This window comes from Chryseotalea sp. WA131a (assembly GCA_025370075.1).
Lineage (GTDB): Bacteria > Bacteroidota > Bacteroidia > Cytophagales > Cyclobacteriaceae > ELB16-189.
In genome coordinates, this window is record CP073016.1 from 162,650 (window position 1) to 175,815 (window position 13,166).

The 13,166-nt window shown below is 39.4% G+C and carries 13 protein-coding genes; 1 reads left to right on the forward strand and 12 read right to left on the reverse strand.

Annotation, left to right across the window (positions count from 1 at the left end; all coding sequences use genetic code 11):
• Positions 1–32: 32 nt before the first annotated feature.
• The 11 genes from KA713_00725 to KA713_00775 form a co-directional block, all read right to left on the reverse strand.
• Positions 33–494: a hypothetical protein gene (locus KA713_00725; GenBank protein UXE67161.1), complete on the reverse strand. Its 462-nt coding sequence runs from the start codon at positions 492–494 to the stop codon at positions 33–35.
• Between the two features lie 169 nt (positions 495–663).
• Complete coding sequence (locus KA713_00730) at positions 664–1,359, reverse strand: hypothetical protein (protein UXE67162.1); 696 nt, start codon at positions 1,357–1,359, stop codon at positions 664–666.
• Positions 1,360–2,635: 1,276 nt separating this feature from the next.
• Complete coding sequence (locus KA713_00735; protein UXE67163.1) at positions 2,636–2,812, reverse strand: hypothetical protein; 177 nt, start codon at positions 2,810–2,812, stop codon at positions 2,636–2,638.
• A 322-nt stretch (positions 2,813–3,134) separates the two neighbouring features.
• Positions 3,135–3,533, reverse strand: coding sequence for a hypothetical protein (locus KA713_00740; GenBank protein ID UXE67164.1), 399 nt, complete (start codon positions 3,531–3,533; stop codon positions 3,135–3,137).
• A 338-nt stretch (positions 3,534–3,871) separates the two neighbouring features.
• Positions 3,872–5,302 carry a TlpA family protein disulfide reductase gene (locus KA713_00745; GenBank protein UXE67165.1) on the reverse strand — a complete coding sequence of 477 codons (1,431 nt, stop codon included), beginning with the start codon at positions 5,300–5,302 and terminating at the stop codon, positions 3,872–3,874.
• A 279-nt stretch (positions 5,303–5,581) separates the two neighbouring features.
• Positions 5,582–5,998, reverse strand: coding sequence for a hypothetical protein (locus KA713_00750; protein ID UXE67166.1), 417 nt, complete (start codon positions 5,996–5,998; stop codon positions 5,582–5,584).
• Between the two features lie 436 nt (positions 5,999–6,434).
• Positions 6,435–6,950 carry a hypothetical protein gene (locus KA713_00755; GenBank protein ID UXE67167.1) on the reverse strand — a complete coding sequence of 172 codons (516 nt, stop codon included), beginning with the start codon at positions 6,948–6,950 and terminating at the stop codon, positions 6,435–6,437.
• Between the two features lie 442 nt (positions 6,951–7,392).
• On the reverse strand, positions 7,393–8,577 hold the full coding sequence (locus KA713_00760; GenBank protein UXE67168.1) for a hypothetical protein: 1,185 nt from the start codon (positions 8,575–8,577) through the stop codon (positions 7,393–7,395).
• A gap of 733 nt (positions 8,578–9,310) precedes the next feature.
• Positions 9,311–9,859 carry a hypothetical protein gene (locus tag KA713_00765; GenBank protein ID UXE67169.1) on the reverse strand — a complete coding sequence of 183 codons (549 nt, stop codon included), beginning with the start codon at positions 9,857–9,859 and terminating at the stop codon, positions 9,311–9,313.
• A gap of 190 nt (positions 9,860–10,049) precedes the next feature.
• Positions 10,050–10,364 carry a hypothetical protein gene (locus KA713_00770; protein UXE67170.1) on the reverse strand — a complete coding sequence of 105 codons (315 nt, stop codon included), beginning with the start codon at positions 10,362–10,364 and terminating at the stop codon, positions 10,050–10,052.
• Between the two features lie 262 nt (positions 10,365–10,626).
• Positions 10,627–11,139: an SHOCT domain-containing protein gene (locus KA713_00775; protein UXE67171.1), complete on the reverse strand. Its 513-nt coding sequence runs from the start codon at positions 11,137–11,139 to the stop codon at positions 10,627–10,629.
• On the opposite strand from KA713_00775, the gene KA713_00780 reads away from it, so the two are divergent.
• Positions 11,138–12,415, forward strand: a complete 1,278-nt coding sequence (locus KA713_00780) for an IS4 family transposase (GenBank protein UXE67172.1) — start codon at positions 11,138–11,140, stop codon at positions 12,413–12,415. The genes KA713_00775 and KA713_00780 overlap by 2 nt on opposite strands.
• Here KA713_00780 and KA713_00785 read toward each other — a convergent pair.
• Positions 12,409–13,014, reverse strand: a complete 606-nt coding sequence (locus KA713_00785; GenBank protein ID UXE67173.1) for a hypothetical protein — start codon at positions 13,012–13,014, stop codon at positions 12,409–12,411. The two genes, KA713_00780 and KA713_00785, sit on opposite strands and share 7 nt — an antisense overlap.
• Positions 13,015–13,166: the final 152 nt, after the last annotated feature.

Below are 13,166 nucleotides of genomic sequence, written 5' to 3' on the forward strand. Positions count from 1 at the left end.
TACATTGTTGTGGGCTGTGCGACTGTCAACCGTTACTTTGTTCGTTTACACTCCGTATTCATAATCCAGATTGTCGATGCTTCTCTGTCGAGTTCAATTGTCTCCTCGTCCACCATTTTAAGAATACTTTCGTTCTTCAACGAGTCAAAGAAGTCTTTATACGAATAGTAAAACTTCAATCGAAACTTATCATTCAACTTAGTCCATTGTCCTGAAGCATTAATGTTCCCAGGTACTTTGGTAAAAAACCCCAACTTGTCCTCAAAAAAAGATTTTATTGCAAACTTGTTTGATTTGTCAAGGTACAACGCCCAAGTCACTGAGTCGGAATTTGTTCCAATCCATTTTATATAGTCGCCATAAACTGAGTCGTATGATAAAATGTCTCTTTCTGCAAAGTCTAATGAGTCAAATGGTTTATTTCTCCACGTGTCGGTTTTTGTCCCACATGAAAAAGTAATAATGAAAAGTCCAAGGGTTAATATTCTTGTCATCTGTCTCGGAGCATTGCCCACAACGTTTAGCTTGTGGCAGGTGGGCAAATAAAAACCTTCGTCCTGTCCACAGTGATAAAGATAAATAAAGAACTACGCACTTCAATGACGCACAGTCCCGCCCGCTTGCCACAAGCTTTTGTTGGCTGCAGGTTTTCTTTCTCTGTACTTAATAATTAGTCCTGTCAATTATAGTCCTGAAAAAACTTTCGATGTCGTTGCGCCATAAAAAATTCGGATGATACGTTCTGAATGCAAAGTCCACGTTTGGTATTTGTAGTTGAGATAACCACCTTTCAGAATATGGCGCAAGTGCTTCATATTTTATTTGTCCAAAATTGTCTTTGACAATGCTGTCGTAATTAGGTCCACTAAAGAAGAGAACAAGGTTAGGTTTAAGAATTTGTAACTCGTCATTGACTACAGAAAAATAATTTCTTTCTATCTCGTAGATATAGTCGGGGGGAAATCCTTTGTCGCCTGACTTACCGATCTTCACAATATTATTCCAAATGAAACGAATTTTCTTCTCAGGGTATTTTGCTTCGAGCATTTTCCAAAATTTGCTGAATCCAAGCCAAAATTGTCCACCGTAGCTCCAACATTCTCCCCTGTTAAAGAATTTGTCGTAACAATCTAAGATTGGATTAATGTCAGCTATAAAGTCACCATACCAACCATTTGTCTCTTGGCCATAAATCACCACACGGATGTCTGCCATTACAAAATCTTCTTCTTTATCAACCTGAAGGAGCAATGGATTTGCTGGCTTTATTTCGAGTCCATCTTCGTCATTGATTTGTTTCACTGCCGAACATAGGTTGTGCCACTTGGAAGAATATAGCTCGAAAAGTTTATCATTCATATTTACAATTTTGTCCACTGGTGCGTACCGCTTGAAGGGCAATTAAATGATGACGGGGAGTTTTTCGATTTAATTAGGATGCCGCATTTTTTGCACTGATAATTATTTACTCCGACTTCTCCAAGGTCTGTCCATTGATGCATGCCACCGTCAGGGCAGTTAAAACTGCTTGGTGATTTGTCACTTGTTAAATGAGTTCCGCATTTTTTACATTGATAATTTTTCATAGTTAGTTTTTGGTTTATAGTTTACTCTCCGTGTTGTCCAGGAAAACTTGCAGCCAACGTTTAGGCTTGCAGAAGGCGGGCAATTAAAAACCTGCGCCTTCTCCCACGAGATAAAATAAATGAAACGCACTGAACTTTCCTAACGCACACTCCGCCCGCTTTTCTGCAAGCCTGTGTTATGGCCAGTTTGCAACCGAGCTTAAGGTGTTAATGTCGACCGTGCAAAAGAAAAAATGTCAACCGAGAAGTCTCGCGAGCAAGTCGTCCAGCGCAAGAGTTTTGGCCGTCCGCCATAAAGTGTCGCTAAGAGTTGTCCCGCGAGAATGGGTCGTCCAATTGCAGATAATTCCGAGGCGGGTTGTTAACGAGCAAAAAATGTCCACAAGGAAAAAAGTTTAAACAAGTGCGCTTTGATTTTTAAATTTCCCGCCAGTCGTTTGAAGCAAAGTCCGCGGAAAGTTGATGAATTGTCAGCGAGCAAAAGTCAGTCGTCAACTAATTTGTCGTCACCGAAATTTCAGATGCACACTCGTCCCGCAAATTGGCCATAACGGCTAAGTTTGTGACGGCTGCGGTCTTCGGAGCGTGTCCCTGTCGCACGTGGCCGAGCTAAATTAAGAAAAACAAACCGAATAACCACAACCACCCCGCAGCTGGCATAAACTTTTTGTTATGCGAACAGCCCCAGAAACTGTTCAGGGGACGAAAAACCGTCCAACGTGGCGGGTGCGCCTGCGTCCCTGTCCCGGAGCGGTGAAGCGTGGCGCAGTGAAGAAATTGTCGACCGCGTCACCGTCCCCACGCAATGCTGAACCAATTTGAAAAGCTGCAAAACAAGTAAGCAAAGGCGCGGGATGAATTTCATTTTGCGGTTTCAAAATCCTGCGCGTTCGCGGGGCTTGCGCATAACGTGAGGCTTGCAGAAGGCGGGCAATTAAAACCTGCGCCTTCTCCCACGTGATAAAATAAATGAAACGCACTGAACTTTCCTAGCGCACACTCCGCCCGCTTTTCTGCAAGCTAGTGTTATGGCCAGTTTGCAACCAAGCTCAGGTTTTAATGTCGACCGAGCAAAAGAAAATATCGTCTACCGAAAAGTCTGCGAGTAAGTCGTCCAGCGAAAGAGTTTGGTCGTCCGCCAGAAAGTGTCGCTGAGAGTTGTCGTGTGAAAGGTCGTCTGATTGCAAATGATTCCGAGGCGAGTCGTCCACGAAGAAAAATGTCACCGAAGGAAAAAAGTTTAAACAAGTGCGGCTTCAATTTTTAGATTTCATTCAGTCGTTTGAAGCAAAGTCCGCGGAATATTGATGAATTGTCAACGAACAGAAGTCAGTCGTCTACTAACTAATCGTCAGCGAAATTGGGGACGCACACTCGTCCCGCAAATTGGCCATAACGTTTAGCTTATTGCTGGCGGGCAATTAAAACCTGCGCCCTGTCAAACGAGATAAAGATAAATAAAGAACTACAAACTTCAATGACGCACAGTCCCGCCCGCTTGCAATAAGCTTTTGTTATGCACAGTACCAATCCCTAAACTGTTCTTCGTCACAAAATCAATACTCGTAGTTTAGTCCGTCCCCTGATCTTTATCTTATTGCTTATCAACAATTTTGCAAGAAGTCCAACGCCAACAATAGATCCGCTCACCGCCATTGTGTTCCGGTTTAATTTTCCCGTATTGATGATGTCCAACGCTAGATAACCCGTCCCAGTTATAAATGATAGTTGAGCAATTTTATATCTTAACCACCATTTTGTCTTTTCGTCAATGTAAAGGCATTTGATTTCAGAAACTTTAACCTCGTAGCCTTGAAATACGATAACACTGTCTTTGAAATCAATGATTTGTCCAGTAATTTTTAATCTCCGTCCCTTTACTTGAAAAGAAATAATATCGCCTTTTTCATAAAATACGTTCTTGTTCTTATTCTTTTTCTGTAGCATTAAAAAACTTCTCTGCTCAGTTCTCTTTACCTTTTTATCCGTCCGCTGTGAAAGAGCGCAAGTGATAAAAAGCAATGTCGCAAGTAATACAAGAAACGTCAATCTCATTCTCCAAGGTTTAGGTGACCTTCAGATGATGCATTGTCGGCAAGAATAGTTGAATAGTAACACTGTCAATATCAAGGGACGTCCACGGTATTGTGCATAACGATTTGTGCTTATGTCAGTAGCGGGATTTTGAAACTGCGGCCTGTCCCACAAGCAGAACGAAATTAAGAAAACAAAGCGAAGAAACAACACGTCACCCCGCTATTGCATAAGCACAGTGTTGTGTGCCGTTATCTCTTCTGTCTGTTTATAATCCCATTAAGGTCGTCCAGCGTTAGTAAACTGGCGCGTCTAAAATTATTATCCAATACGAATGAATTACTGTCTAGTAGTAGGCTTTTTGGCAAACTGTTAATGTCAAAGTCCCTGCTTATAGACTTATATTGGTCAGGTGATGAAAAGAGGTTGATTGTTGTCAGATTTTTTACTTTTGAAACTGATCTCCATTGATTTATGTCCGAGTCAACGCAAATATTGACTACAAATAGTCCTTTTTCTTTATATTTTTGATGTATTTCATTGTCATAAGGAAACTCTTTAATACAGGGACCGCACCATGTTGCCCAAAAATTGACGATTATAAAATTTCCCCTGTAATCTATGATTGAAACATTTTTTCCTTCCCTATCAATCAGGGTAATTAGTGGTACCGTTTTTCCAACAAGTGGTAACCCGAATTTTGCTTTTATTAAAGAGTCTAATATTTTCTTTTTACTAAAATCTGAAAAAGTGGTACTTTGATAAAGGGAATCGTATTTACGTTTAGATTCAGTATGTATGAAAGATAGTCTCTGCATTTTTAAAATATCCCCGACTTCCTTTGAGCCATACAAGCTATCAATAAGTGAAATCTGAGGGTCGTACTTCCCTGTCGATATCAAGTTTTTCGTCTGTTCCCTTAAAGTAAAATGTGTGTACCATAGATATTCTGTATTAAGAATCATATCCCGGCTTTCCAAAGGCAGGTCACGCGCAAAAGAAAAATAGTCTTTACTTACATTAATCTTCTGTCCACCATAAAATTCCTTGGTAAGAGGCACGTTGTACTTTAAAAAACCTGAAAGATACTTCAATCGCCAAGACTCATGTTTCCTAAACCAATCTGGCAATGCCTTATCATACTTGGACAAAAAAGTTAAACTCAATCGGCTTACTGAGTCTGCTATCGTGGGGAATTTATTAAAGTCCTTCAAGGTATCCCCTGTTATGAAATAGGGTCTATTTTGTTCAAGCTGATTTCCCATTTGATTATGATAAGCCAAGAAGTAGTCATTGATATCCGAGAAGTCACCGCTGAAGGCAATGTTTGCTGATTTAGATTCAAAACTTGATATGTCGCAATACAATATCCTGCCTGGACCATTAAAAATTCTCAAATAGTGGGGGCTATCAAAATAAATATTATCTGGGTATGCAAAATTGAATTTTAATGTATCTTTTTGGTTTGGTGCAATTGATACTTTGAATGGGGTTGCATCGTATGGCAGATAATTGAAAAATTCCCCAGATAGGTTAATTGTATCCAAAGTAGAGTTTTTTATTATTGTCAGTCCTTCTCTTTGCTTTAGATTTACGAAACTATCTGAGATGAATAGACTTTTATCCCTGTCCGAACAATTGAACAGAATGATTAAGATGCAAATAATTTTTATCTGTTTCATAATTCTGATTAACATTTTGTAAAGTGTTATTTATCAGTACCCATTTTGTCGTCTCTAAGCTATATTTTTTTCTTCGACTTTTCCCCAAACGTTAGCTATCAAAATTGATTCCCGTCTCGGGGATGGGTGGAATGGCACACAACGTGAGTATTTGCGTTCGAGCGGGGCTTTCGAAGCCGCGTGGTGTCCCCGACACCGAACGCATTAAAGATACGAAAACGTTGGATTACGCGTCAACCCCGCTTGACGCAAATACATTGTTGTGGGCTGGCTGGCCAGTCACAGGTCATTTACAATTACCTGTCCCCGTACCCATTCAATCATCTGTTGTTTTTTAAAGTCAAACCATTTCTGTCGGTAGAGTCCAGAGTTATCAATGTCAAATTTAAAGTTTGCAAATGGTTTTGGGCGTCTTAATGCCTCTTCAAGTCTGTCATGCAGCGGTACGTTGTCGATCGTATCTATAAATTTTTCCAATAGTCGAAATGATTCATGGCTGTCCATTTTTTCAATTTCCACATAACTGTCAAAATTGTTTTCGATTTCTTCATTTGCCTCGTCCCACCATTCTGAGTCGCTGTCGGGATTGTTTATTGTGTCGGGAGTCGTCACAATTGTCTTTTTATCCTTGTGAACAAAACACCTTAATCCAGAGTCCAAGTTGTCTGCGAGTTCGTTTATTTGTTCGTCAGTCATTAGTTGTCGAAGTTGTCACGCCAGCTTGCCCACAAAGTTTGTGTTTGCGCAGTGGTGGGCTTCCGAAGCCGCCACTGTCCGCGTGGGCAAACATTGATCGAAGATAACACTTATAGCTTACACGTCACCCCACCATTGCGCAAACATTTTGTTATGCACTCGGGCGAGCAACCATTAACTCTTCTACAGCTTGTCTCAAGTCGTTCGTTACCTATTTTTGGCGTGTTCGAGTCCATCGTTAAAAAAACGTAGCCGTGTTTAGTGTCGTCCTTACGCGGTGTAGAGAAGTGGTAAAGCGACAACGCTCTCTCCGCGGGGAATATTTGTCGTCCTGATATTATTTTGATTTTGCGTCACCGTATGCCTGTCGGCATACAAGTCTGCGAAACCAAACGTTGTGTCGTGTGCCGTGCCCCGTCTGCGGTGACGGTTTACCCTATTTATTTTTGTTCAATCCATAAATAGTAGTCTGCATACCCGCAATTTTCCATTGTCCATTTACTTTTTCCATGAGCCTTGTTTCTCGTTTTAAACCACGTAGTGAATCCTGTTGTTCAAAACTTACCCAAGCTCCGTTTTTATATAAGCGAACATCAATGTCGTCAACCAATTTTGGTACGGGCTCAGGTTTAGGATGTTTTTCAATAAATGTTTTGACAAAATTGCTTATGTTGTCCCAGCCAACAGATTCGGAAAAACTGCTGTCCACAAAGTTTATGTATGTCTTGGTGATGTTTGGGTCATGAACCCAATATTCTTTCCATTTGTCATAATTTCTTTGAAAAGCGGCTTCGGTTTCATCATGTAAAGTTTCTAAAATTGCGGCCTTTTCCTTATCAAAGCTGCCCGTTTGGTCAGTTGTATCTTTTGATTTCTCATTTGTTACTTCTTTACAGCTAATTATACATAGCAAAGTCGAAAAAGAGAGAATAATTAATATTTTACTATTCATGTCTATATTTTTTAATTGTACTTAATGATGAGATGATATCTTTAATGTCACACAGAATTTGAAGTAACTCGCCTTCAGTATGACATATAACGACCACATATTTGTGACGGGCGGAATTTGAAATAAATCCCTTTCCCATATGACGAACTTAATGCAAAACCACAAACTTTCAAAACGCACTGCACCCCGTGTCTCAAACATAGTGTTATAATATGTGAATTTTCCCTTCATACGGCAGAAACCAAACGTTGTGTTGTCTACCACGTCCCGTCTGAGGTGACGGGGTCGCGCGCCTGGTGCATAACGTTTTGCAGATTTGCGATGGGCGGGCTTTTCACCACAAAAGTTTATGCGGAGACATGAACTTTCTTTAACCACAAAACTGTCTGCGGAGTACGAAACCCCGCCTATTGCAAATGTGCTGTTATAGGCTGGCAATTTATTAGAATGGTAATTCATCTTTATCTTCTGAAATGTCAACTGGCATCCAAGGATACTTTTCTGTGTCTGTAATAAAATTTCTTGATGAACTGCTAAATGTCCCCCAGAATTCTACTGGACTTCCTTCATCAAATTCCGTCTCAAAAACTTTCCCGTCAAACACTAGATATTCACTATTGTCTTGATTTCTAAAACGACAGTTTACTACTTCAATAAGTCTTCCTCGTGCAAGATTGTCTTCGCTTATTAATGAAATTTCCTTGGATATATGTAGTAAGATTTTTTCAATCTCTGCTTTTATGATACCGTAGTTTTTTTCCAATGATTTTCTACTAAATGTGAATCTTATTTGCTTTGTTAAAGTAACTGATTCTGGTGTTTTAGTGTAGGAAGATGGTGTAACTTCTGTAACACAAATAGTATGTTTTGATAATTCAGGATAACTAATTAATATTTCATCTGTTTTTAGGTTTGCTGTTTTTATTGAATAGCCAAAATAATCTTTCTTTCTTTGAAAGACTGGAGAGTTGAAGGATAGTATAAGTTTTATCCATTCTTCCTTTTTGCTTTGTTTGAATGATATTTTACATTCTTCAATTCCTAAAGTAATAATTTCTTTATACCAATTTTCTTCCGTGTTAGTCGGGACTATGTCTGGACAAGTAATAAAATCTCTCATCATTTTTTCGATTTCTGTCAAAGTATGAATTGAGTTTTGTTTAACTAAATCAATGTCCCCTTTCTTGATTGGTCGAAAATGAGCTAAAGAATTTCTCACATTGCCGATTTCATCCAATTTGTTTTTCATTATTTCTCTAGAGCCTGGGAAATAACTTTTAAACAATTTCCAATATGCGTCTGAGGTTATTATTCTTATGAGTTCTCCACTTGTCAGATGGAGCAATGGACTATTAATTACATATCCTAAATAAGCATAATTTTTATCTTGTGATAACCTTTTTTTTGCAATTGCTCCGAGTGTAGAATTTTCAGCGTCATCACTTGTTATTGATAAGTCCTTCCGTTTGTCTTGAAACTCATTTTTGAGAATAATGAATACAAAAACTCTAAGTGAATTCTCGATTCTGAATAATATATTTAATGCTTCAAAATACTCTATCTTCAACCAGTCTCCAGGAAGGTCATATAGGTTTTTTTCAGTGTTTTTTGATTCTTTCCAATTCATATGTGTGTCGTTTTTTTTGCTTGCCTATAACGTTTGGCTTGTGGCAGGCGGGTAAATAAAAACCTTCGTCCTGTCCCACGTGATAAAGATAAATAAAGAACTACAAACTTCAATGACGCACAGTCCCGCCCGCTTGCCACAAGCTTTTGTTAGCACCAGTTTTTTTTCCACTTTAGAAAGTCCAAAAACTTTTGTCCAAGTTCAATGCCAGGGCATTTTACTGTCCACAGTATAGCGTTTGAAGAGTCGTCCGCAGACTCGATTAAGTCCCAGTCCGAATATTGTAAAGTGAAAAGTTCAGTCGTCTTGTCGAAGGAAATCGCTAGCGTCTGCTGATAGTTTAAATAACCGTCTTTTGGCTTACTGATTAACAGTGTTCCCAAACTCGAGCCGGGAAATAAAATGGTAGCGTAGATTGTCGTCTGAATGTACCGGATGAAGTCCAAAATGGAAAAGTGTGTCCAACCAGATTTTGTTAAAGTTGTGAAATATTCTAGTTGCCCGTCCCAACAATGTTTAAGCAGGTCACGGCTATAAAATGCTTTTTCAAAGTCCGCAGTCATTTTATGCTTTTGTATCATGTCCCAAAAATTGGTGCTAACGTCTGTGTTTATTGCGTGCTGGGATTTAAAAGCTGCGTCTTGTCCCCGGCACAAAACGAAATTAGAAAACAAAACTTTGAATCAACTGCTCGCCCCAGCATGTAATAAACATTTTGTTGTGTGCCGTTTTTCTATTTCGCTTTTAATTTCTCATTCAGTTTTATCAAATACTCTTGTCTCTTTTCCTTTTTCTTTTCCAATTTGTCAAATTCGTCAGCAAGTTCGGGAGCTTTGCTTCTAAGAAATTTTGAAACATAGTTTGCCGTTCCGTCCTTATACTCTCCACCATCATCAATAATTACGAGGTGTCCAGGAACTGCCATTGCTGTTAGTCCTACTCCATGAGTCTCGTAGTTGAAAAAAGAGTACGGTCCAATATACTCTGCCTTGCAATAACCGCCCATTCTTAATCCTTTGAAGTAGACATTTGTCCCGTCACAGAAACCATAGACCTTACCAACTTTTGTCCCGTCTTTAATCTCAAAGTCCCATGGACTGCCTCCTCGAGTTGTTCTTTTTTCCTTAACAGTAAATTCATTAGTTATCGAAGGAGCGTTGTTAATAAATTCATCATAAGTTTTATAGAGTCCCTTTTTTAATTCCTTGGCATTGTAGATTTTTTCTTGTCCGCACAGGATCGTTGGGATTAGAAATAAAAGAAATAGCACTAGTTTTTTCATAATTGTATTTGGTTGGTTAAACGTTCTCGGTCAAAAATGGCACACAACGTTAATATTTGCGATCGGGCGGGAATTTAAAACTGCGTACTGTCCCCAACACGAAGCGCAATAAAGATAACAAAACTTTGAGCTACACGTCAACCCCGCCTGGCGCAAATATATTGTTGGCAGTAGTTACTTGTCCATGCGTCTATTTAACACTCAAGTATTCTTTACTGCACTTTTGTATTATATCTTTAACCTTGGACTCGTCCAGATAACTAGCAATATTTTCCCACTCTTTTCCGATTTGTCCCTCTGCAAAATAACCAAACTTTTTCCCATGTTCAGCCATTTCAATGTCAACGGGATCTATGTCCGGGTTCTCAGATATTGAAAACGTCCATGTGTTGTGTCTCGATCTAAAATAGAATGGAAAGCCTTTTACAGTTCCTTCAGCTTGAACAGGACCGTATCCGTATATCTTGCCTTTCAATTTTAATTCAGTGTTCTCAAATTCTTGCATTGTCGCAAAGTCTGTTAGTAATTCTGATTAACATTTCACCAGTCATTGATTATAAGTGCTCGTTTTTTAGTCACTATCCTCATTTTTAACCTTCGATTTGTCCCCGACCGGTTAATTACTGCCAACGTGAGTATTTGCGTTCGAGCGGGGCTTTTGAAACCGCGTCCTGTCCCCGACACCGAACGGAATAAAGATACGAAAACGTTGGATTACGCTTCAACCCCGCTTGACGCAAATACATTGTTGCATGCCGTGTTTACCTTTAATTTGAATTTAAAATTTTCTTTTTTTCCTTTTCAAATTCTTCTTTTGTAATAATACCCTTGTCGAGCAACTCTTTAAGCTTTAATAACTTCTCAGATGAGTCTAGTAGACTTGTTGTCTCGCTCGTCTTTGTCACCTTGGTAATCTTATCGTCCAAATTATCCGTCAACACGATATAAAAGCGGCCTTCAATAAATTTCAATTCTCTACAGTAGCCAGTAAGTGGGAGTTTACTGCCTTTTTTTGCACTAACGAGTCGATCGGAATTAGTGTATTTTGTTATTGTAAATTTCACCTCAGATAAATCAGGGTCTGTCATTAGATTATAGCCATTTGCTACATAGTTTTCCTCATATGTCAGACCGTTATCACTACTTTTATTCCGCTTAAGGTCGATAAATGTTGCATTCCATGAAACATTATTACTGTCATCCGAGTAAAATGAAAAGGCGGAGGTATTTCTACTGACCGCCTTTTTTATGATGTTTAAGTTACCAAGCCAAAACATCATGGACAAAAATATCAAATTATCAGGTCAGCCCATTCTGTGTCAACTGTTTTCTTTCATCCCTGACCATTTGATCGAACAGTCCGTGGCCATGCATAAATCCGATCATTATTATAAGACCATGACCACACGCAAGCAGTTGGCCTTTATTTTATATGGTGTAATAACGCGCTGTCATTCCCTTCAGGGCTTGTGTAAGAGTTTACTTTTTCTGGACAACAAACTCCTTTACATCGGCATTGATAAACTTCCCCCACCCAGTACGCTTAGTGATGCTAATATCAATCGTAACAGCGAGGTATTCGGAGAACTTTATGGGCTGCTTTACAAGCAGTACAAGAGGTATTTGTCGGACAGCTGTTTTTCACTGCCCATTAATGGAGAGGTGGACGCTGCCCAGGTAAAACTTTTTGATGCCACCACTATCACGCTATTCGTGGATGTGTTCAAAGGGGTGGGGCGCAACCCATTAAATGGCAAGCGTAAAGGCGGCCTCAAAGTGCAGGCGCAAATGCCCCTGTCGGGTTTTGTGCCGGATTTAATCACCATAACGGAAGGGGGTCGCAACGATAAGAATTTCCTCGGACAGCCCGCCCCCGCCCCGGGCACGATTTACGTCTTTGACAAAGGCTATGTCAACTTTTCGGTTTTTGATCAATGGACACAACAGGGGATCTATTTTGTTACACGCCTCAACGATAACGCGGTGTATGATGTGGTAGAGCCCAAGGTTTATGATATAGAAGAATTTGCAGGGGGTGGTGTGATCAGGGATGAAATTATCCATCTCAGACTCCCAGATCGTAACCAATGCTTTAAAGCGCGGCTGATCACCTACAAAGACCCACTGACAGGTCATGTGCTGAAGTTTTTATCCAATATGTTCCTCTATCAAGCCATCACCATCACCTTACTTTACAAAAACCGTTGGGGCATGGAGGTATTGTTCAAACGCCTCAAGCAAAATTTTGAGCTCAGTTATTTTTACTCGGACAGCTCAGAAGGAATCAAAACTCAATTGTGGATTGCCCTGATAGCGCACCTGCTTTTTACTGTTATCCATAAGCAAGTGAAAGAATGTGAACAGTTTATGACCATGGTCAGCATGGCTTCAAACAATTTAGGTTCCTACATCTGTTTTGTATCCATGTTATCCATGCGAAATAAATTATCGGCCCCCCAGCGTGAGGTTAATAAAATCCAGCTTGATATGTTTGTGGCTATTAAGGGGGGGTGTTTTTCAAAGCATAGAAAAATCCCCTTAATTTTAACCTATTGACCCTTTATAACACTTACTGAAAATTGGTCGGATGACAGTAAAACATTATTATCTTTTAAATAATTTTCAAACCATCTTTCACCAGCTAGTTCTGACGCCTTTGAATAAAAAATAGAATTAACATCCAAGTCTTGAAAGAAGTTCTTTTGAGCCTTTGTAATCTTAGCCGTATCAGCTAATGCGTTTCTAAAAAGGTCAGCAATCTTTATTCTTTCTAATTCTTCTGGACCAAATATAGAAGCTGACGCAGAAAGCCATGCTCCAAGCGTGTTGTCGTACTTTTCTATTCCAAATAGGAAAACATCCATATTTTTGTTTTCATCTATTTTCAATCTTATCAAAGCTCTTTTTTGTGCAAATAGCGCTGAGTAATTGTAGAATGTACTTATCAACTCACCGTTGAAAAAATCAAAAGATGCAATAGAAATTGTGTTACCAAAAAGTACTTTCGCAATAGGGAAGGCTGTTTCTGGAGTAGCGTTTTCAACGGCCTTATAGGTTGGAGTTGGCTTTTTCTGCTTCTTTTGAGCAAATAAATTGCTTGCAAGAAAGAGACCCACTAAAAAAAATACCAAATAAAAAAGATAACAACGTCTCATATAGATTTATTTATGGTTTAATTATGTAATTCTGTCAAAAGTATCTATTTATTTAGTCGTTCAAAACATGGCATGCAACGTGAGTATTTGCGTTCGAGCGGGGCTTCCGAAGCCGCGTCCTGTCCCCGACACCGAACGCATTAAAGATACGA